Raw genomic sequence first — 20,012 nt, 5'->3', positions numbered from 1 at the left:
AGGCTGTATGGGTGCCGTTCGGGTCCGTTCTTTGACTATTACTGAGAAGGGGGTGTGAGTTCATGCCAAGACTTCAGATTATGGATACCACCATCCGCGATGGTCAGCAGAGCCTGTGGGCTACCCGCATGCAGATCGGCGATATGCTTCCGATCCTGCCGAAGATGGACCGCGTCGGATACTGGGCCATCGAGGCGTGGGGCGGTGCGACGTTCGACACGTGCCTGCGCTTTTTGGACGAAAACCCGTGGGAGCGCTTGCGTTCGATCAAAGCGAAAACGCCGAACACGCCGCTTGCGATGTTGTCCCGCGGCCAGAACTTGGTAGGATACAAGCATTATTCGCGCGAGATCTGCAACCGCTTCATCAAAGCGGCTCATCGAAACGGCGTCCAGGTGTTCCGCGTGTTCGACGCGCTGAACGATATCCGCAACGTCGTCGACAACGCCGAGGCCATCAAGGAAAGTGGCGCGCACTTCGAGGGGGCTATCTCCTACACGATGTCGCCGGTGCACACGCTCGACAGCTTCCTCGAGTACGGCCAGGCCATGAAGGATCTCGGTGCCGACTCCATCGCCATCAAGGATATGGCGGGCATGCTCACCCCGTACCGCACCGAGCGCATGGTCAAGGCGTTCAATGCCGAAATCGGCCTGCCGGTGCACATCCACTGCCATTACGTCGGCGGCATGGCTCCCGCCAACATCATCAAGGCTGCCGAAGCTGGTGCCGCCATCGCCGATACGGCCCATGCGCCGCTCGCGTTCGGCAACAGCCATCCGGCCGTCGAAATGATCGTGGCCGCGCTTCAGGAGAGCCGCTACGATACCGGGCTCGATCTCGACCTCCTGTTCGAGATCGCCGAATATTGGGAAGAGGTGCGCAAACGCGGCCACTACAAGCGCGGCGTCTCTTCGCTCATCCACATGCAGGTGTACTCCCATCAGGTACCGGGCGGCATGATGTCGAATCTGGTCTCGCAGCTCGAGATCCAGAACGCCGGCGACCGTCTGCCTGAGGTTATGAAAGAAATTCCGAAGGTGCGCGCCGAAGTGGGCTATCCGCCGCTCGTGACGCCGCTTTCGCAGATCGTCGGCACGCAGGCCGTGTTCAACGTACTCACGGGCAAGCGCTGGAGCGTCGTATCCAAGGAGATGAAAGACTACATCTGCGGTTACTACGGCAAGGCGCCCGGTCCTATGGACAGGGAAATCGTCAAGAAGGTTGTCGGCGATTCCGAGATGCTGCCGCCTGATGTGGCTCCCGGATCGCTTGTCACCACGACCTACGACGAGGTTGCCGAGGAAATCGGAGATTTGGCCAAGACCGAGGAAGACGTGCTCATGTACGCCCTCTTCCCCAACGAGGCCCGCACCTACTTAAGCAAGCACCGCACATCCGAAAAAGTCGATTTCCTGCTGGAACAGGAGTCGAGCGGTACCAAGGAGGACGATTACGTGGATATCAATCAGATTCGCGAGCTGGTTCGCGTTGCCGAAGAGAGCGGCGTCGGCGAGATCGTCGTCGAAGAAGAGGGAACGCGCATTGCGGTGCGCATGCCCGGTGCCGCCCCCGCTGAAACCGCTGCGCCCGCAGCGGCGCCCGTCGCAGCGGTAGCGCCTGCTGAAACCGATGCCGCGCAGGTGGCTGCTCCCGCAGACAGCGCCGACCGTCCCGCAACGTGGCAGCCGGTCATCGCTCCTATGGTGGGCACGTTCTATGTGGCCCCCGGTCCCGGTGAGCCTCCGTTCGTGCAGGTAGGCGATGAGGTTGCGGCGAATCAGACGCTCTGCATCGTCGAGGCCATGAAGCTCATGAACGAGATCGGCGCCGAGGAAATGGGCACCGTTCGCGAGATATGCCTCGAAGACGCGACACCGGTCGAGTTCGGAACGGTCATGTTCTACATCGAGCCTTTGGGAACCCCTGCGCCTGCGCCGGAGACTGCCTAATGTTTAACAAAATACTGATCGCTAATCGCGGCGAGGTGGCGCTGCGAGTTATGCGCGCGTGCAAAGAGCTCGGCGTGAAAACGGTCGCCGTGTATTCCACCGAAGATGCCGAGACCTATCCGGTGCGCTACGCCGATGAGGCTGTGTGCATCGGTCCGGCGCCTGCCAACCAGAGCTACCTCGTCATGTCGAGCATCATCGCGGCGGCGAAGAATTCGGGAGCCGAGGCCATTCATCCGGGCTATGGGTTTTTAGCCGAGAACGCCGAGTTCGCGCGCGCGTGCGCCGAGAACGACCTTGTGTTCATCGGTCCCTCGCCCGAATGCATCGAGCGTATGGGCGATAAGAGCGAAGCGCGCGAGACCATGAAGATGTGCGGTGTCCCAACCGTTCCCGGCTCCGACGGCTGCATCGATACCGTTGAGGAAGCGCAGGACTTCGCGCGCCGCGTCGGGTATCCCGTGCTCATCAAAGCTACGGCCGGTGGCGGCGGCAAGGGCATGCGCGAGGTTCACCACCCAAGCGACCTCGAAGCGCAGTACAAGGCCGCCCGCAACGAGGCTGGTGCCGCGTTCGGTAACGACGGCGTGTACCTCGAGAAGCTCGTGCTCCGTCCCCGTCACGTGGAGATACAGGTGCTTGCTGACAACTTCGGCAACCGCGTTGCGCTTTGCGAGCGCGACTGCTCCATCCAGCGTCGCCATCAGAAGCTGCTCGAAGAAGCACCGAGCCCGGCGCTCACCGACGAGATCCGTCGGTCGATGGGCGTTGCCGCTTTGAAGGCGGTGCGTGCCGTGGATTACAAGAACGCCGGTACCATCGAGTTCCTGCTCGATCAGGATGGGCGCTTCTATTTCATGGAAATGAACACGCGCGTGCAGGTTGAGCACCCGGTGACCGAGCAGATCACCGGAACCGATATCATCAAAGAGCAGCTCCGTATTGCGGCCGGAGAGCCGATGAGCTGCGCCGATCGTGCTCCGTTCGCGCCGATGGGGCACGCCATCGAGTTCCGTATCAACGCCGAGGATCCCGAGTACGATTTCCGTCCGTGTCCTGGCACGATTACCGTATTCGATGTACCCGCTGGGCCTGGTGTTCGTGTGGAGAGTTACGTTCGCGCGGGCACGAAGATATCTCCGTATTATGATTCGTTGGTAGCGAAGCTTATCGTATACGGGCAGGATCGCGAAGAGGCGATCGCCCGCGGCAAGCGAGCGCTTGACGAGTTCGTAATCGAGGGAATCAAGACAACCATACCCTTCCATAAGAGGGTACTGGAAAACGAGGCGTTCATAGCGGGCGATTTCTCGACTGATTTCCTGGAAACGCAGATGGGAGATGCTAGCAATGGCTGATCTGAACGTTGACGGCATGGCGCTTGCGCCCGGTGTCGTAGAAACCATTATTTCTATCGCCGCGAAAGAAGTACAGGGCGTTGCGTCCATCGGACCTTCCGGCGTAGGCGGTCTTCGGTCCGTGTTCGGCTCGAAGCCCTCGACGCAGGGTATCGAGGTAGATGTCGACGACGATGATACGCTGCATGTTTCGGTACGCATCGATGTGTATTACGGTCACGTGCTTCCCGAAGTCGCCGATGCCGTGCGTACGGCGATTTCCGATGCGGTTGCAAGCCAGATCGGAATTCCAGTCGGCAGCGTCGATGTGTACATCGACGGCATCCAGTTCGCCGAATAAACGCAGTGCGACAAAGGTAGTGATGGATGTCTGCTAAGCGACACGAAAGGACCTTTGCGCGCCGCGCGGCGTTGCAGGTTCTCTATCAAGGTGAAATCCTCGACGAATCGGCGGCGGCAATCGTCGCCGATGATCGTTATCTGGCCGACGACGGCCCCCTTCCGGACTATGCGTGCGATCTACTCAAGTTGATCGACGAGCATCGCTCGGATATAGATGGCCACCTAAAAGCGACTTCAGAGAACTGGACGCTCGAGCGCATGCCAGTGGTCGATCGCTCGATCCTCAGGCTTGCAACCTGTGAGATGATGTACGTGGACGATGTGCCGCTTTCGGTTTCGATCAACGAAGCTGTCGAGCTCGCGAAGGATTTCGGGGGGGAGGACGATTCGCCCCGGTTCGTCAACGGCGTGCTTGGACGGATCGCGACATCGCTGGAAGAGGAAAGCAATGACGAGTGACACGAATGCCACGTTCGAGAGCGTCAAGGCCCGCCTCGACGAGATAGTCGATGCTGTAGGCGATGAGAGCATCTCGCTTGACGATGCGCTCGATCTGTACGAAGAGGCTGTCAAGCTCGGCATGCAGGCGAGCACGTTGCTCGAAGAGGGCATTGCGCAGCAGGAGGCCGAAGGGCTTTCAGGCGGCGAAGACGATGCGGATGGGATGCCGCGCGAAGAGGGGTTGGAAGCTGCTCGGCAAACCGAGGGGTTAGCGGAGCAAGCACAACGGGCTGATGATGCCGAATCCCAACGTGAGTAGGTGAGTCATGGACGATCGTATTCTCGATATCATAAGCTCCCCGAGCGATCTTAAGCTTTTGAGCGACGAGGAGCTGGCGCTTCTCGCCAACGAAATCCGTGAAGAGATCATTACGGTTACTTCCCAAACGGGCGGCCATGTGGCTTCGAGCCTCGGTGCCGTGGAAATCATTCTGACCGCACAGGCGCTGCTCGATTGCCCGACTGACAAGCTCGTGTTCGATGTGGGCCACCAAGCCTACGCCCATAAGCTCGTGACGGGCAGGCAAGGTTGCTTCGACACGCTGCGTACGTACGGCGGCGTATCGGGTTTCCCGAAGCCGACTGAAAGCGAATACGACGTGCATCCCTCGGGCCACGCCTCCGATTCGCTGTCGACGGCGCTCGGCCTTGCTCTTGCACGCGATCTGCGGGGGACGCACGAGCGGATCGTCGCGGTCATCGGCGACGCTGCGCTTTCGGGCGGCATGGCGTTCGAGGCGCTCAACCACATCGGCCAGGCGCAAACGCCCATGGTCATCATCCTGAACGATAACGAGATGTCCATCTCTCGCAACGTGGGCGCGCTCATGAAGCACCTCGGCTATATGCGCGCGTCGAGCCAGTATCGCCAAACGCGCGATACGGTGCAGGAAAAGCTCGAGAACAGCGGGCGATTCGGGTCGGCCATGGCAAATTTCGGCCGCAACATGAAGGAATCAATGAAGCAGTTCGTGATTCCGCGGTCCATGATCTTCGAACAGCTCGGCATTTTGTGCACGGCTCCGATCGACGGACACGATATCCCGCTGCTCAAAGAAACGCTTGCGAACGTCATCGACACCGATGTGCCTGTGCTCGTGCACGTTGTAACCAAGAAGGGCATCGGGTACGCCCCTGCGGAGAAATCGCCCGAGGTGTTCCATGGCGTTTCTCCTTTCGACATCGCAACGGGCGAGGTGAAGAAGAAGGCGGCGAAAGCTCCTACCTACACGTCGGTGTTCTCGGGGGCGCTTGTGGCCGAAGCCGAGAAGGACGAGGACATCGTGGCGATTACAGCCGCCATGAAAGACGGCACCGGGCTCGCCGAGTTCGCCGAGCGCTTCCCGGATCGTTTCATGGATGCGGGCATCGCCGAAGAGCATGCCGTCGGGCTTGCCTCGGGATTGGCCATCGGCGGCAAGAAACCCGTCGTTGCCATCTATTCCACGTTTCTGCAGCGCGCGATCGACCAGCTGATCATCAACAACGCGCTCCCCGAACTCAATGTCGTGTTCGCCATCGATCGTGCAGGTATCGTCGGCGAAGACGGCCCTACGCATCATGGCATGTTCGACATACCCTACACGCGCATGGTCCCCCATATGAAGGTGCTTGCTCCGTCGAACGAGGCCGAGCTTGTCCGCGCGTTGCGTACGGCGCTTGCCATGGGTGGACCGTTCGCCATCAGGTATCCGCGCGGCGAGGCAGAAGGTGCGGATATCCCCGCGAATCCCGAAGCGTTCGAGCTAGCGAAAAGCAGGCTCGTGCGAGAAGGAGACGACGTAGCCATCCTCGCGTTCGGTCGCATGGTGGGCAAGGCCGAAGAGGCCGCCCGCTTGCTTGCCGAAGAGGGCATCGAGGCGCGCGTTGTCGACATGCGTTGGATTAAACCGCTCGATACCGATGCCATCGCCGAGGCGGCAAAGCTGCCGCTCGTGGTGACAATCGAGGGCGGCGTCATCGAAGGCGGCGTGGGACAGGGGATTCTCGGTGAGCTTGCACGGATGCGTTCGACGGTTTCCGTGCTGGCGCTCGGCATCGACGACGGGTTCGTCGGCCAAGGCAAGACCGATCTTTTGCTGCGCGATCTCGGCCTTGACGGCGAAGGCATCGCGAAATCGGTGAAAGAGGCGCTTGGAAGGTAGGAAGCACTGCGGCTACGGCTGGCGTATGCGGTAGTCGGGCGTGGTGATACAGAGTGAGGCCCCATCGCAGGACGGGGCCTCACTTGACTTCGTATGCAAGCAGGTGCTGTCGATTATCCGTTCACAATGTTTTCGGCGGCAATGTATCCCCAGGTCATAGCCGATCCATGGCTGTTGCCGTTAATGAATACGGGGTAGTCGACCGCATAGCGCCCGCCCGAGACATTGCCGATGGCGTACAGGCCGTCGATCGGAACGTCGCCTTCGCCGAGCACTTGGAGCTGCTCGTTGATCTCAAGGCCGCCGGGCATGGCCAAGAGCGAGGGACCGAATTTGAGGGCGTAGAACGGCGGTTCCTTTATTTCGGTAAGCAGCTCCGCCCTTTTATGGAACTGTGTATCCTCGCCTTGCGCGTAGAGCTTATTGTAGTTTTCGACTTCAGCGATGAACGACGCTTCGTCAACGCCCATCGCCTGTGCGAGTTCCTCAAGCGTATCCGCTTTGACCGCATTGCCGCTTTCGAGGGCTCCTTCGATGACTTTGGTAGCCGATTCGGGAGTCCACTCTTCGGTGGTGCGGGACATGTCATCCCAGAACTGGCCTCCAGCAAGGGGGATCGATGCGGCAACATCGTTCGGCCAGTTCGCGTCGAACACACTCCAGGCGAACTCACCGCCGGGTTGCTCGAGGATGCGGATGGACTTTGCCTGAATCCACGTATCCTCGTTCATGAACCGCTTGCCGTCGGTGTTGACGTACAGGAAACCGAAGCAGAGGCTGCAATAGCGGATGAGGTGGATCATCGTTGGCACGGGGTATTCCTGCATGCGCCCACCTGCCCACATGCCCATCTTGTGCCCATCGCCGGTGTTCGCTCCAGCGGGCGTGTAGGCGTTTACGGCTGGCTTCAGGCCGAGGTGGTCTCCGTACGCTTCGATCATTTCGGTATCGCCCGATATGTCGCCGGTGGCGAGGATGACGGCTTTCTTGGCAACGTATTTTCTGTAGCCGTCGGATGCTTTGGCAACGACTCCCACAACAACATCGCCCTCTTTGACAAGCTGCTCTGCGGCAGTGTCGAAGGAAAACCTCGCTCCGTTTTCTTCCGCCTTCTTCCACATGAAGTAGACAGGCGCGCTGATCTTGTTCTCGTTGTCGGCAAAGTCGCCGCGAATAACATGCGTTCCGATGTGCTCGTAATACTGCGGCCCTACGTAGTGCGTGTAGATCGGGATGATGCTGAGATCGTCGCCCGACATATCGTCGAGCCAGTCCATAACCTCGCTCGAACGGTCGATGAACAACCACGCGAGTTCCTCTTTGTTCCTGTCGCCTGAAAAGCGCAGCCAGTCTGCGACGATTTGATCTTTGGGATCATTGATCATACCCGCTTCAGTCATCGCTTTGGACTGGTAGGCAGCGTAGTGGCCTCCGCGGCTGCTCGGAAACGCCATTTTCTCGATGACGGCGACCGATGCGCCGAGTTCGCTTGCACGGCATGCTGCGGTGACGCCCGAAATGCCTGCTCCGACGATGACGATGTCCGCTTCAACTGTTTCGACGAGGTCGCTTTCTGCAACGGGTTCGGGCGGCGTATCCCACGACCAGCTTGCTTTCTCAGACGTTCCCGGTGAATCCGATGCTCCCGTTGCTTGCGCTTGCGGCTGATTCGCGGTTTCCGCCGGAGAGCATCCGGCCATGGCTCCGAGTGCAGCCAAGGCTCCCGTTGCGGCCGCTCCGGTAAGGAAGGTGCGGCGCGATACTTCGTGAGACATGAGAATCTCCTTTCGTTTCTGGTGGGCGCATCCCTCGTGCGCTTACTCATACCCTATGCTGAGGGGGACGGGTCGGCTACGTGCGGATCGGTCCATTTGCATCGAAAAGGCCAATATGGTACGAAAGGTGCTATAGGGGTTTGCTCCGTATGCCTCTGGTTTTGTTAAGCTTGTGACGGTTGGTGTTCGTTGTGACGAGTGGGGTACGTGCAATGGGTAAGAAAACGACAGGCTCCCGTGATTTCGGGGGACGCATTTCATACAGGTTGTTCGGTTTCGGGTTTTGGCAGGCATGGTGGGTGCTTGCCATGTGCTCGGACATCATCCTCCCTGGAAGGTCGATGTCCGACACGCTGTTCAACCTGTTTTTCTGCATAACGATCCTTACAACGGCGAGCTATTTGTTCGTCGTACTGCTCAGCAAGCGGTTCGGTCCCTTCAGCAACCGGCGCGTTTTCTACGTCTTGGCCGGTGGCCTCGCGACCATTGGTTCGTTCGGTCTCAGCTCGTTTACGCTCGTGTCGTACCCAAGCGATTTCTTCCCGCTTTTCGTTGTGTTCGCTGCGGTATTCTCTGTTGGAAACGCGCTTTTGCTTATCATGTGGGGCGAGTTGTGGTCGACGTTGGCAACAGGACGCGTTGGCAAGTACCTCTATGCTTCGTATGCCTTCGCATTCGTGTTGTATTTCGCGGTGAGCGCCCTTCCTCACGGTGTTGCAAGCGTACTAACCTGCTTGTTCCCCGTTGTGTCCACCGTGATCCTCCTGTCGTCGCAGCATGAGCCGAAGCGCAGCCCCTCGCACGTCGATTTCGAGGTCGAATCGTTTTCGCCTGTTAAAATTGCCGTAGCCGTCGTCGCCATCGGGGCGGTACACGGTTTCGTGCAGCGCTACCTCAACGTATCGGGTACCGTGCCTGGCACAACCATAGCGTACTCTTTGGCTATAGCGGGCATAGCGATTCTGCTGCTTGTGGTGTATCTGGTTGTCGTTCAGCCGGCGGCTGAGCCTTTCGCATTGTATAAGCCCATCCTGCCCTCGTTTGCCATCGGATTGATGCTGCTTGCAATCTTGCCTCCGGAATTCGCTTTTGTGGGAAACGGCCTTATGCTTCTTGCGATATACAGCGTCGACATGCTCGTCATGCTCGTATCGACCGATATTGCTTTCAGGACGCGTAAGCCTGTGGCGCTCTGCTTCGGGCTTGCATTGTTCGGGATGCGGCTGGGCACCACGTTTGCTTCGGCGTCGGTCTATCTGTTGACCGTATCGAATGCGCTCAGTGCCGAAACGAGTTTCGTCGCCTACCTGGTATGCGCGATGATCATCGTCGTGGTGGGAAGTTTGGTGTTCACCCAAGTCGATCTCATGAAGCTGTATAAGCCGAAGCCCACGAATCATGCGGGACAGGGTGTTTCTGAGAACTGCAGAAGGATATCTGAAGCGTGCGGGTTGACTCCCCGCGAGAGCGAAGTTCTGGGTTTGCTTGCCGAAGGTAGGAGCGCTCCGTACATCAGCGGCGAGCTTTGCATCGCGGAGAGCACAGTGAAGCACCATATCAGCAGCATCTATCGAAAGATCGGCATTTACGACAGGCAGAGTTTGATGGACGTCGTGTTGCAGGGGGTGGCCGGCAAGGGCGCTCTGTAGGACTGCTGCCAAGCAGGGCGTGACCTCATGTCTAGGAAGCCCTGCTTGGCGATGCGACCATACGATCGAGCGTTGCTACTCCTCGACGATTTCCGCGTCGGGCGCGTTCTTCTTCACGCTCTCGATGCCCTTTTTGCAAGCCTCTTTCGAGCTGTAGGTTTCCGAGGTTGCGATGATTTCGCCGTTGTTCGCCTTGAGGACGAAGTGGCAGCCTTTTTCGGTTTTCCTGATAACGAATTTACCCATGATGCAGTCTCCTCTCGCTTGTACGTGAGGCGATGATACACCTGATCAAGCACGGACGACCGTCTTCGATGCTTGGTTAAACCGCTGGGTTAAGCAGAGTGGTTCGCAAACGTGCTTGCCTCGGTCTGCTGTGGCACTGCGCGTGCAGGAGCTGTGTCGGAGTCGACTCTTACGACTCCCGCTCTTCTACGGTTTTTTCCATGATGTAGTCGTCCATGATGAAACCGTCTCCGATGTCTGTTTCGGCAACTTCGATCGTTTTGAACCCCTTGGCTTCATATGCTCGGATGGCTAGGTCGTTGCCTTTGTTGACGGTAAGGTACATGGCCTTAAGCCTGCGCATTTCGCACAGGCGCTCGTAGAAGTGGATGACGCGCGAGGCGTATCCCTTGCCGCGCTCCGAGGCGTACAAATAGATTTTGGAGATGAAGAACCGCTTGGTGGAAAGTTCCATCTTGCCGCCCGTATAGCCGACGATGCGGTCTTCCCCCGACTGGTCGTCAACTAAAAACCAGTACTCATATTCGCCGTTTCTGATATCGCGGATGAGCGCGTCGAAGCTTTGGAACCGCTCGACCATGTAGTCGGTCTGCTCCTTGCCGATGAGTCCCGGCCAGTATTCGTGCCAAATCTCGTCAGCCATCGCTGCGAGGTCTTTGATCTGCTCGTCGGTTCCAACTGGTTCGAATCTCATAGATGCTCCTTGGTCGCGTGCTGTTTTCGGCGTCATGTTTCCGTATTGTAACGCCCGAACTTCGCGTTTGTTAAAAGAGTTTCTCGAAACCGTTAACAGTCCCGTATCTGCCGCTCGTCGCCCGCGTGGGATGGGATTATCGGTGACGAAAACGGATAAGACGGCGATTAAGGAGGTAGTATATGTTCGACACAGGATCGACGGGATTCATGATCGTCTGCGCGATGCTCGTTTTGCTGATGACGCCCGGTCTGGCGTTCTTCTACGGAGGTTTGAGCAGGCGCAAGAACGTGGTGAACACGATGATCATGGTGCTTGCGGTGATGGGCATCGTCGGAATCACGTGGACGGTCTGCGGGTGGTCGTTCGCATACGGCGGCGACGGCTCGATCCCGTTTTTCGGGGGATTCGATCAGCTCGGATGCTTCGGCGCGGTGCAGGGCATGCTTGCGGAAGCGCAGACGGTGCCCGAGGACGCGGTGTATCCCGGCATCGTGGATGTCGTGTTCCAGATGGCATTCTGCATGATCACCACGGCCATCATCACGGGTGCGGTCGCGGGCCGCATGAAGTTCGGTGCGGTATGCGCGTTCGTGGCGATCTGGACGATCGTCGTGTATCCTCCGCTCGCCCACATGGTGTGGGGCGGGGAGGGGAGCCTGATCGGAGACACGATCGGCGCGCTCGACTTCGCCGGTGGCGACGTCGTGCACATCAGCTCCGGGCTGACGGGGCTTATCCTGTGCGTCTTGCTGGGCAAGCGCAAAGGTTTCGGCATGATGAACTACCGCCCGCACAACGTGCCGTTCGTGGCGCTTGGAGCTGCGCTTCTGTGGTTCGGTTGGTTCGGGTTCAACGCGGGCTCCGAGTTCGCGGCTGACGGAGTCGCGGCGCTTGCGCTCGTCAACACGGTTGTGGCTTCAGGTGCGGCGCTCGTGTCCTGGATGCTTGTTGAACGTATCAAAGTGGGGAAGCCCACCTTGGTCGGCGGTGCGACCGGTTTGGTCGCCGGCTTGGTGGTTATCACGCCGGCAGCAGGTTTCGTGGAGCCGTGGGCGGCCATCGTCATGGGCCTTATCGTTTCGCCCATCTGCTACTTTGCCATCTCGCTCTGCAAGAAGAAGCTCGGCTACGACGATGCGCTCGATGCGTTCGGATGCCATTGCGTGGGCGGTATCGTGGGCGGCGTGCTGACGGGCCTGTTCTGCGTGCCCGAGCTATCCTGGACCGAATTCGGCGGTCTGTTCTATACAGGGGACCCCTCTCTTCTGGTCAGCCAGGTGCTCGGCATACTCGTAACGGTCGTGTTCGTAGGCGTTGCGGGCATCGTGATCGGGCTGATCGTCAAAGCCGTGTTCGGGGGCAGCTTGCGGGTGAGCGAAGAGAAGGAAGCGCAGGGTCTCGATGTGGCGGAGCACGGTGAGAGCGCCTATCCGGCCTACATTGGCCTCGATTAATCAAAGAAGGGAACTGACATGAAGAAAATCTCGGCGATCGTTCGGCCTGAAAAGCTCGAGCCTTTGAAAGATGCGCTCTTCGCAGCGAAAGTGTCAGGCATGACGATATCCCAGGTGCATGGGTGCGGAAACCAGCATGGCTGGAAGGAATACTATCGCGGAACCGAAGTGATGCTCAACATGGTTCCGAAGGTGAAGTTCGAAATCGTGGTCGGTGACGAACGGGTCGATGCCATTGTTGACCTCATCTGCGAAACTGCGCAGACAGGAGACGTGGGGGACGGCAAAATCTTCATCTTCCCTGTTGACGAAGTGGTGCGTATACGCACGAAGGAAAAAGGCGAGGCGGCCGTTTAGGTCAAGACGAATCCGTTGAGCCTGGCTGCGCATGAGGCGCGGTTTGCGGACGCACGCAGCCCCGAAAGAATGTTACGGGGCTGCGTGCGTCTTCCCGTTCGGTTCGCAGGGCTGCTATCCGCGATCGTGATACACTGAGGCGGAACAGTTGTGCGGGGGTATTATGGACATGCCAAAACGTTCCGGGATACGTGGATACGCTGCCTTTCTTGGTTTCGGGTTCTATTGGGCCTGGGTGACTGTTGTCTTTTACAGCGATGCACTCGCGCCTGGTGTGTCCGATGCGGACGGCATGGTCGACATGGTTTGGCTCTGGGCGACATGGGCCCATGCTATCGCGCTCTTCGCACACGCTGCATTCGCACGTAAGATGCCCCACCTTCTCGATACCCGAGCTCTCACGATTGGGGGATCTGTTGGAACGGCGCTGGGGACAGCGATGATACCCCTTGCTCTCGTTGTCTTTGACCCATCTTCGCCTGAGCGTGTCGTGGTTGTGGCAGTCGGCGCCGTGCTTGTGGGAGTGACGAGCGCTTGGCTTGTCCTCCAGTGGGCGATTCGGTATGCAGCGATTGACCGTGGCCCTGTAATCCAGTTGTCTCTGTTTTCATTTGCAGGCGGCCTACTCCTCTATTTCCTATGTATGGCGCTATCCTTACCCCTTGCGACGGTGACCGCAGTTCTTCTTCCGCTCTTTTCGGGTGCTTCCCTCGCTTTTGCTTCCACGAAAAAAGAGGGGGTTGAATCGAATTCCGCTCCGATTGGGGCGAACGAAGCACCATCGCATTTTTCCGCAGGTTTGCTTCTTTCGGTTGGGGCCGTGTTCGTGTTCGCGTTATGCGGCGAAATGCTGCGTGCTTTTTCGCTTGAGCTCACCGATGCTCGCGTAAACGAGATGGGTAGGCTGTATCTGCTAGGAGGCGTTCTCGGCCTAACCGCGTTGGCGGCGTACCTTTTTCTTCCGCTGGGAAAGATGGAGCGCCGTCGCATCACATTGCCGCTTGTGAGAAACGTCCTTATCGTTATGGCGGTTGCCTTTTTGTTGGCACCGTTTCTGAGTGGAGTTTCCCTTTCTGTTTCGTACGGGATATTCGGAGCGGGATTCTGGTGCTTCAGGGCTATATCGTGGATTCTCTGCTTGCTTATCGTGGTGCGTTTCCGTTACAGTCCCGTGCGTGCAATCGGTGTGATGGACGGAGCTTTTGCGCTTTCTGTTGTGGTGAGCGCACAGTTGAACTCGTGGCTTGTCGAAACCATTAAAGTTGGGGGAACCGAGCTTACCACGGTGTCTCTTATTACGGTATTCGTGCTGATGTTCATTGTTGTCGTGGTGCTGAATGGCAAGGAGACCGGCAGCGTCTTGCGAGAAACCGTCGAAGATCGCGGTTCGCCTGACACGGGGATGCCGTCGAGGGGCGATGGCGATATTGCGTCATGCATCGATGAGATCACACAGGAATACGACCTTACTCCGCGAGAAGCGGAAGTAGCTCTTTTACTTGCAAAGGGAAGGAGTCTTCCCTTCATACAAAACGAGCTCTACATCTCTTCGGGCACTGCCCAGACGCATGCTCGCCACATTTACAAAAAACTCGATATACACTCGAGGCAGGAGTTTCTCGATATCGTCGAGGCTCGTATTGCGCCGAACAGGGAGTCGTTGCGCTAGCGAAACCAGTTCGCGAAAAGGCTTTTTGCAAGAATCAGTGATTTCATGTGATGCCGAATCATGGCTTTTCTCATCAAGAGCGACGCTTCCGTGTACGACAATGCCGGCAGGCTTCGGTCGTTCGCATGTGCGCGAATCGAGCGAAGCGCAGTATGTGCTCGATCGATTGGAGGGAACTATGGAAAAGCATGCTACGTTTTTATCTCGTCGTACGTTTTTGACGGGAGCGGCTCTTACGGGAGCGGCAATGGCGGTTGCAGGCGTGACGGGGTGCGCCTCTGCGCCCTCAAACGATGGGAAGCAATCGCAAACGGCCCAAAGTCCAGCCGCCGGCAATCAGCCTTCTGGAAGTGACGATCTTGCTATCGCGGCTGTATCGGTAGGTGAAGCGGGGGAGCCGGCGAAGGAGTGCGACTACTTGGTTATCGGTGGCGGCAACTGCGGCATGATGTCTGCAGCGCACGCAAGCTCGCTCGGTTTGAAGACGATCCTGCTTGAGAAGTCGACGGTTACCGGGGGCTCGTCTGTTGGGACTGAAGTTACCATGGCATTTTCGGACTGCAAGATCATGCAAGAATGCGCAGACGATCCGAATGTGGTGAACGCAAGCCAACAAACGGGAAGCAATAACGACATATACACGTACTTCATGATGCACAACTCGTGGGAGGCGAACGCCGAGCTCGTTTCGAACTATGTGAAAAACAACCACCGCCAGCACGATTTCCTGTACGAGCATGGTGCGTATCCCATGATGTTGCTTCCTTCGCTTGATGCTCCAACAGGAGGTATCATGTACGAAGGGCAGGGCATCGGGGCATTCGACGTCATGCAGAAAGCCGCCGAGCAGTACGATGCGGAGATACTTACTGGATCACCGGCAACCGCATTGGTTGTCGATGAGGGCGGAACAGTCGTTGGGGCTATGGCGACGATCGACGGAAGCAATGCGTACGTCAAGGCGAAAGCCGTGTTCGTCGGTACCGGCGGCTTTTCGACCAACGCCGAGATGATCGAGCGATTCATTCCCGGGTACGGCCCGATTGCCTGGAAGAACGATTCTCACCTCGCCCACGATGGCGACGGAATCCGTATGATGCTTGGTGCCGGGGCTGTCCCGTCGGATATGGGGTTTGCCCAGCCGTCGGCCTCGAGCGTCGAAGGCGTAACATGGGACACCCCTATCGACAAGGCGGCTCGCGAACCGTACTTGTGGGTGAACGCCGTTGGCAAGCGACTCGGAAACGAGAAGTGGTCGGTCATGGATACCATGTTCAAGGTCGGTATCAAGGAGAACGATTACGTGTACTTCAATGTGATCGACTCGGCAGCCGTCAAGCGTATGGAAACCGAGCCGCTCATGACAAATGCGCGTACGGTTCTCGGCTCCATGGATCCGGTTCCTGAGATGGGCGAGGAGCTGGAAAAGGGCGTCACGTCGGGAGACGTGTACAAAGGCGAGACGATCGAGGAACTCGCTGAGGCTGCGGGGATCGACCCCGAAGGGCTTGCCGCAACGGTTGACGCGTACAACGCCTTGGCGAAAGCGGGCGAAGACACGGAATTTTACAAGGACCCTGCCGCACTTTTTGCTCTTGAAGAAGGCCCCTTCTACGCGTTCAAGCTCATTCCGTCCTGGTATTCGACGCTGTGCGGTGTGAAGATCGATGGCAAGATTGAAGTGGTGAATGCGGAAGGCAAGCCGATACCGGGACTGTATGCAGGCGGACTGGATTCTGGTGAGTTTTTCAAAGACAACTACAATCATGGCTTCTCAGGCGGCTGTTCAGGGTATTCGTATTTTACGGGATTCTTTGCAGCAGACCAGGCGAAAGAATATATCGATTCGTTGTAAGCAACCGCACTTGGTCGGTGCGCCCCTGCTGAAAGCGCGGGGGCGCTAACCGGGGCCGACGCCTGAGACGTCGGCCCTTTTCACCAGTACGCTGCCCTTGCGGTCTCCGCGCCGAATGAAAACCGTTTCGTACTTTGCTGCGGTACTGTTGATTGCTCTTTTCGCTCCCATGAGGCATTATGATTGCAAGTGCTGCAAGCGCTTGAGCGCGCGGCGGCCGCACGCAAAGCTTCGAAGGAGACCAGCTATGAGTAGTCAAGACCCGTAAAGCAGTTTTGCGAGGAATTTCACTTTGTAGATTTTTGCACTTTGACAGTCCCATATCGAATCACTCGGAACGCGATGCGAGGGGGTTCCTCGCGACCTCCGGGTCGTAGGGTTCTTGCCTCGAGAGCACGGCGTAAATCACGTGGACGAGCTTTCTCGAGACGGCAATCAGCGCCTCGCGGTGAGCCTTCCCCTCGGAGCGCTTCTTGGCATAGTAGTCGTAGAACGGCGTCTTCAGTTTGAGTTGGGCCATCGCCGCCAGGTAGAGCGCGCGGCGCAGGTAGGGCGATCCCTGCTTGGTGATGTGATTTTCGTTGGAGGAGAACTTGCCGGACTGGCTCACGGAAGGGTTGATGCCGGCGTACTTCACGACGGCGGGCGCGCTGCGGAACCGGCGAATGTCGCCGATCTCGGATACGATCCGGGCACCGAGCACGTGCCCGATGCCGGGGATCGTGAGAATCAGCGGCTCGACGGCCTCGATGCCGCTGCGGACCCTGGCCCCGACCTCGGCGATCTGCCCCTCTATGGAGTCGATCTGCTCGATGAGCAGCTTGATCTGGAAGGAGAAGACGGAGGCCGCCACGCTGATGCCGCACGACGTCCTGGCGATGCCCTTGATCTCGTCGGCCTTATCGCGCCCGAGATTGCCGCGGCTGGCCCTCTCGAGCGTCTTCGCCAGGGAGTCGGCTCTCACCCCGAGGCACTCTTCAGGTGTCGGGCACCTCTTCAAAAACGCTTTCGAGCTCTCGCCGAAGGTGTCGGAGAAGATGGAGCCGTACTCGGGGAAGACCTGGTCGAGAGCGACTACGACCTGACGCTTTAGGTCGGCGACGCTCTCCTTGAGCTCTTGGTGGAGACGCGTGAGCTGGCGCAGCTCGATCATGGCCTCGTCGCCCAGCTTGCTCGGCTCGAAGTCGCCGCAGCGCAGCGTCTCGGCCACGAGCACGCAGTCGATCATGTCGGTCTTCACGCGCGAGCTGCCCTTGAACCGGCGCATCGCGTCGGTGCGGATGGGGTTTACGACAGCGACGGCGTACCCCTCGTCCTGCAGGCGGCAGAACAGCGGCAGCCAGTAGTGGCCGGTCGCCTCCATGCCCACCAGCAAATCGCCCTTCGACTCCGCCAGCCCCTCGAGGTAGGCGACGCACCTGCCGAACCCTTCGGTGGAGTTCGCGAACGGCATCGGCTTCGCCGCGTCGCGGCCGCGCTCGTCGGTCGCACCGACAACGTGCTCGTTTTTCGCTATGTCTATCCCGGCATAGATCATGGTCCCGCCTTCCGTACGCGGCAGGCCCCTGCTCACCAAACGGGCTCGCAACCTCCTGAAGGAGATACGGGGTAGCCTCGATGAGGCTCCGCCATCCAGCTAATCCGCGATCCGCCCCGAATGGGGCAGGCTGTCAGTCTCCTTCGCAGGGTCGGAAACGCCCCAGGACACATGCCGACATGCCTGCCCAGCCAGTAACTGCATCGCATTCTGAATGATTCGATTGGAACAGTCAAAAAGCGATAAGAAGACTATAGGAGGCAGATATGGCGAGTTTCGGCGACGGATTCAAAGACATCTTTCTGGCGGGAGTCGGTGCGATGGCGATAACGGGCGAGAAGACAAAAGAGCTCATCGATCAGCTCATCGAGAAAGGCGAGCTCACCGTCGACCAGGGAAAGCAGATCAACAGCGAACTCAGGCATAAGGCTGAGGACGCGGCTTCGACGTTGCGCTACGACGTGCTCGAGGCGCGCATGGCGGCCATGACCCCCGAAGAGCGCACCGCATTCGCTGCGCGCGCTGCAGAGCTTGCTGCAAAAGCGAATGCTGCTTCTGGAAGCACAGAGGCGGCGGTAGGCGACGCTTCGGACGTCACCAGCACCGAAACGAAGCCGGACGCCTCGGCGGGTGAGGCGAACGCAGGGGGCGGCAACGCCGAAGCAACGGCCTAACGCCGCAAAGCTGTACGCTTCGACCCATGGCAGACAATACGCTCTTACGGTACTTTTTTAGCTCCGATGCCGGTGTCGATCCCGAGAACCGCTTTCACCTGAACCGCAAGACGCGGACACGGCGGTTGCGCGAGATATCCACGATGCTCCGGAAGCATAGATTCCTGCGCGGCTTTTCGCCCGAGGAGTTTCGCGCGATGCTCGAGGACCTGGGGCCGAGCTTCGTCAAGATCGGACAAACGCTTTCGACGCGCTCCGAAATTCTTCCGAAAGTGTATTGCGACGAGCTCGCAAAGCTCCAGACCTCCTGCGAGCCCCTCCCGTTCGACGAGATGCTCTCGGCGCTCGATACTCAGTTCGGAAGCCGTCGTGCCCAGATATTCGTTCATATCGACCCGACGCCGCTTGGCAGCGCCTCGCTTGCGCAGGTTCACAGGGCCGTGCTTGAGACCGGCGACATTGTGGCGGTCAAGATCCAGCGTCCGGGCGTCAAGGAGACGATGGCGCTTGACATCGACATCATGCGCATGTTTGCCCGTCAGGCGGCCCGTTTCATGAAAGACGAGCAGATGCTCGACTTGCGCGACGTCGTCGAAGAGCTGTGGGCAACGTTTCTCGAAGAAACCGATTTTCGCCGCGAGGCGGAAAACCTGTCCGAGTTCGCTGATTTGAACAAGGACGTCGCGTTCATCGAATGCCCGAAGGTGTATCCCGATCTGTGCAGCGAATACGTACTCGTGATGGAGTACATCGACGGCACTCCCATCCACGATACCGGGCAGCTGGTCGCGCAAGGCTATGATCTCGAGGAAATCGGCAGCAAGATGCTCGACAATTACGCGACGCAGATCCTCGATTACGGGTTCTTCCACGCCGATCCCCATCCGGGAAACGTGCTCGTGCGTGCCGGTAAAGTCGTCTACATCGATCTCGGCAACATGGGCAAGCTTTCGGCCCGCGATCGGGCGGGCTTCGGCGATATCATCGAAGCAGTGGGCAAACTCGACTCCTCGGAGCTCAAAGAAGCGCTCATGCGGTTTGCTATCTCCAAGGATAATTCGGTCATCGACCATACGCGTTTCCTTGCCGATCTCGATCTGCTGCTCGCCGATTACGGATCGTGCGATGTGGCAGAAATCGACATCGGCGCGTTTCTGAACGACATCCTCGCCCTCACGCGGCAGTGCAAGGTAACGCTTCCTTCCTCGATTACGAGTGTTTCGCGCGGTATCGTGACGATCGAGGGAACGGTCGGCCCGTTCATTCCCAACCTCAACATCGTCGCGATCATCAACGCCCACATCCGGACGAGCAAGAACAGCCAAGAGGAACTTGCCCAAGCAATCGGGGAGCTTGCCCGTTCGCTCAGGTCGTCGGCCACCGGATCGCTCGATGCCCTCGCGTTTTCGGGAGATGCGCTCAAGATGCTCACGCGAGGACAGCTCAAGGTGAACATGGAGGTGCTGGGCTCGGAGGCGCCGCTCGCGCGCGTTTCGAAGATCGTGAACCGCTTGACGATAGCGCTCATCATCGCAGGCCTCTTCATCGGGTCGAGCATGCTTTCGCTCTCGACGATGGAGCCTCGTCTGCTCGGCGTGCCGGTACTGGCTTTCTTCGGCTATCTGGGGGCTGCGGTTTTGTCGCTGTGGATCGTCGTCGATATAGCGCGGAGGAAGTGAGCGGATCGCGGGCGTTCCGGTGCATGCGGTCCCGATCCACCCGAAGATGCGGTTCTGCGCTCGATGCCGCTGGTGCAAGCAGATGACCGTGGTTCGAGCGATCACTTGAAATCCCAAGATGTT

17 protein-coding genes are annotated in these 20,012 nt (G+C 58.6%); 13 read left to right on the top strand and 4 right to left on the bottom strand.

Going from position 1 to position 20,012, the window contains the following annotated elements; genetic code table 11:
• The first annotated feature begins 62 nt into the window (after positions 1-62).
• From accB to dxs, 6 genes are read left to right on the top strand one after another with little or no spacing between them, the layout of a single operon-like run.
• Positions 63-1,952, top strand: a complete 1,890-nt coding sequence (gene accB / locus FJE54_RS01020) for an acetyl-CoA carboxylase biotin carboxyl carrier protein (protein WP_139650689.1) — start codon at positions 63-65, stop codon at positions 1,950-1,952.
• Positions 1,952-3,310, top strand: a complete 1,359-nt coding sequence (gene accC / locus FJE54_RS01015; protein ID WP_139650687.1) for an acetyl-CoA carboxylase biotin carboxylase subunit — start codon at positions 1,952-1,954, stop codon at positions 3,308-3,310. The genes accB and accC overlap by 1 nt, the downstream gene beginning before the upstream one ends.
• A complete protein-coding gene (locus FJE54_RS01010) occupies positions 3,303-3,650 on the top strand; it encodes an Asp23/Gls24 family envelope stress response protein (RefSeq protein ID WP_139650686.1) in 348 nt (115 codons plus the stop codon). The genes accC and FJE54_RS01010 overlap by 8 nt, the downstream gene beginning before the upstream one ends.
• A gap of 26 nt (positions 3,651-3,676) precedes the next feature.
• Positions 3,677-4,111, top strand: coding sequence for a transcription antitermination factor NusB (gene nusB, locus FJE54_RS01005; protein WP_139650684.1), 435 nt, complete (start codon positions 3,677-3,679; stop codon positions 4,109-4,111).
• A complete protein-coding gene (locus FJE54_RS01000) occupies positions 4,101-4,412 on the top strand; it encodes an exodeoxyribonuclease VII small subunit (RefSeq protein ID WP_139650683.1) in 312 nt (103 codons plus the stop codon). The genes nusB and FJE54_RS01000 overlap by 11 nt, the downstream gene beginning before the upstream one ends.
• Before the next feature lie 7 nt (positions 4,413-4,419).
• Entirely contained in the window at positions 4,420-6,297 is a 1,878-nt protein-coding gene (gene dxs / locus FJE54_RS00995; protein ID WP_139650682.1) for a 1-deoxy-D-xylulose-5-phosphate synthase, read from the top strand.
• A 113-nt stretch (positions 6,298-6,410) separates the two neighbouring features.
• On the opposite strand, the gene FJE54_RS00990 is transcribed toward dxs, so the two are convergent.
• Positions 6,411-8,072 (bottom strand): FAD-dependent oxidoreductase, encoded by a 1,662-nt coding sequence (locus tag FJE54_RS00990; protein ID WP_139652153.1) that lies wholly within the window; start codon positions 8,070-8,072, stop codon positions 6,411-6,413.
• A gap of 212 nt (positions 8,073-8,284) precedes the next feature.
• Between FJE54_RS00990 and FJE54_RS00985 the strand changes: the two genes are divergently transcribed.
• Positions 8,285-9,721 carry a response regulator transcription factor gene (locus FJE54_RS00985; protein ID WP_139650681.1) on the top strand — a complete coding sequence of 479 codons (1,437 nt, stop codon included), beginning with the start codon at positions 8,285-8,287 and terminating at the stop codon, positions 9,719-9,721.
• Between the two features lie 75 nt (positions 9,722-9,796).
• On the opposite strand, the gene FJE54_RS00980 is transcribed toward FJE54_RS00985, so the two are convergent.
• Positions 9,797-9,967, bottom strand: coding sequence for a YegP family protein (locus FJE54_RS00980; RefSeq protein ID WP_139650680.1), 171 nt, complete (start codon positions 9,965-9,967; stop codon positions 9,797-9,799).
• A 169-nt stretch (positions 9,968-10,136) separates the two neighbouring features.
• Entirely contained in the window at positions 10,137-10,661 is a 525-nt protein-coding gene (locus tag FJE54_RS00975; protein WP_139650679.1) for a GNAT family N-acetyltransferase, read from the bottom strand.
• Between the two features lie 182 nt (positions 10,662-10,843).
• On the opposite strand from FJE54_RS00975, the gene FJE54_RS00970 reads away from it, so the two are divergent.
• From FJE54_RS00970 to FJE54_RS00955, 4 genes are all read left to right on the top strand, one after another.
• Complete coding sequence (locus FJE54_RS00970; protein WP_139650678.1) at positions 10,844-12,118, top strand: ammonium transporter; 1,275 nt, start codon at positions 10,844-10,846, stop codon at positions 12,116-12,118.
• Between the two features lie 18 nt (positions 12,119-12,136).
• Positions 12,137-12,475, top strand: coding sequence for a P-II family nitrogen regulator (locus tag FJE54_RS00965; RefSeq protein ID WP_139650677.1), 339 nt, complete (start codon positions 12,137-12,139; stop codon positions 12,473-12,475).
• Between the two features lie 847 nt (positions 12,476-13,322).
• The gene (locus FJE54_RS15915; protein WP_180326483.1) at positions 13,323-14,144 is read left to right on the top strand and encodes a helix-turn-helix transcriptional regulator; all 822 of its coding nucleotides are present in this window, start codon (positions 13,323-13,325) and stop codon (positions 14,142-14,144) included.
• A 178-nt stretch (positions 14,145-14,322) separates the two neighbouring features.
• Positions 14,323-15,999 carry an FAD-dependent oxidoreductase gene (locus FJE54_RS00955; RefSeq protein ID WP_180326637.1) on the top strand — a complete coding sequence of 559 codons (1,677 nt, stop codon included), beginning with the start codon at positions 14,323-14,325 and terminating at the stop codon, positions 15,997-15,999.
• A gap of 328 nt (positions 16,000-16,327) precedes the next feature.
• Here FJE54_RS00955 and FJE54_RS00950 read toward each other — a convergent pair whose 3' ends face one another.
• Positions 16,328-17,536, bottom strand: coding sequence for an IS110 family RNA-guided transposase (locus FJE54_RS00950; RefSeq protein ID WP_139650674.1), 1,209 nt, complete (start codon positions 17,534-17,536; stop codon positions 16,328-16,330).
• A 266-nt stretch (positions 17,537-17,802) separates the two neighbouring features.
• Here FJE54_RS00950 and FJE54_RS00945 point away from each other — a divergent pair, with 266 nt between their 5' ends.
• A complete protein-coding gene (locus FJE54_RS00945) occupies positions 17,803-18,210 on the top strand; it encodes a phasin family protein (protein ID WP_255467149.1) in 408 nt (135 codons plus the stop codon).
• A 197-nt stretch (positions 18,211-18,407) separates the two neighbouring features.
• Positions 18,408-19,889 (top strand): ABC1 kinase family protein, encoded by a 1,482-nt coding sequence (locus FJE54_RS00940; RefSeq protein WP_255467148.1) that lies wholly within the window; start codon positions 18,408-18,410, stop codon positions 19,887-19,889.
• Positions 19,890-20,012 lie beyond the last annotated feature (123 nt).

Origin of the sequence: Raoultibacter phocaeensis, assembly GCF_901411515.1 — a bacterium.
In the GTDB taxonomy this organism is placed as follows: Bacteria; Actinomycetota; Coriobacteriia; order Coriobacteriales; family Eggerthellaceae; genus Raoultibacter; species Raoultibacter phocaeensis.
The sequence above is the reverse complement of the archived record's forward strand: the minus strand, read 5'-3'. Positions and strand labels throughout refer to the sequence as shown.

Coding starts and splice junctions, on each gene's coding strand:
- nusB (WP_139650684.1), top strand. CDS start 3,677: ATGTCTGCTAAGCGACACGAAAGGACCTTTGCGCGCCGCGCGGCGTTG.
- accC (WP_139650687.1), top strand. CDS start 1,952: ATGTTTAACAAAATACTGATCGCTAATCGCGGCGAGGTGGCGCTGCGA.
- FJE54_RS01000 (WP_139650683.1), top strand. CDS start 4,101: ATGACGAGTGACACGAATGCCACGTTCGAGAGCGTCAAGGCCCGCCTC.
- FJE54_RS00970 (WP_139650678.1), top strand. CDS start 10,844: ATGTTCGACACAGGATCGACGGGATTCATGATCGTCTGCGCGATGCTC.
- FJE54_RS00985 (WP_139650681.1), top strand. CDS start 8,285: ATGGGTAAGAAAACGACAGGCTCCCGTGATTTCGGGGGACGCATTTCA.
- FJE54_RS15915 (WP_180326483.1), top strand. CDS start 13,323: ATGCTGCGTGCTTTTTCGCTTGAGCTCACCGATGCTCGCGTAAACGAG.
- FJE54_RS00975 (WP_139650679.1), bottom strand. CDS start 10,661: ATGAGATTCGAACCAGTTGGAACCGACGAGCAGATCAAAGACCTCGCA.
- FJE54_RS00955 (WP_180326637.1), top strand. CDS start 14,323: ATGGAAAAGCATGCTACGTTTTTATCTCGTCGTACGTTTTTGACGGGA.
- FJE54_RS00965 (WP_139650677.1), top strand. CDS start 12,137: ATGAAGAAAATCTCGGCGATCGTTCGGCCTGAAAAGCTCGAGCCTTTG.
- FJE54_RS00980 (WP_139650680.1), bottom strand. CDS start 9,967: ATGGGTAAATTCGTTATCAGGAAAACCGAAAAAGGCTGCCACTTCGTC.
- FJE54_RS00945 (WP_255467149.1), top strand. CDS start 17,803: ATGGCGAGTTTCGGCGACGGATTCAAAGACATCTTTCTGGCGGGAGTC.
- FJE54_RS00940 (WP_255467148.1), top strand. CDS start 18,408: ATGCTCGAGGACCTGGGGCCGAGCTTCGTCAAGATCGGACAAACGCTT.
- accB (WP_139650689.1), top strand. CDS start 63: ATGCCAAGACTTCAGATTATGGATACCACCATCCGCGATGGTCAGCAG.
- FJE54_RS01010 (WP_139650686.1), top strand. CDS start 3,303: ATGGCTGATCTGAACGTTGACGGCATGGCGCTTGCGCCCGGTGTCGTA.
- FJE54_RS00950 (WP_139650674.1), bottom strand. CDS start 17,536: ATGATCTATGCCGGGATAGACATAGCGAAAAACGAGCACGTTGTCGGT.
- dxs (WP_139650682.1), top strand. CDS start 4,420: ATGGACGATCGTATTCTCGATATCATAAGCTCCCCGAGCGATCTTAAG.
- FJE54_RS00990 (WP_139652153.1), bottom strand. CDS start 8,072: ATGTCTCACGAAGTATCGCGCCGCACCTTCCTTACCGGAGCGGCCGCA.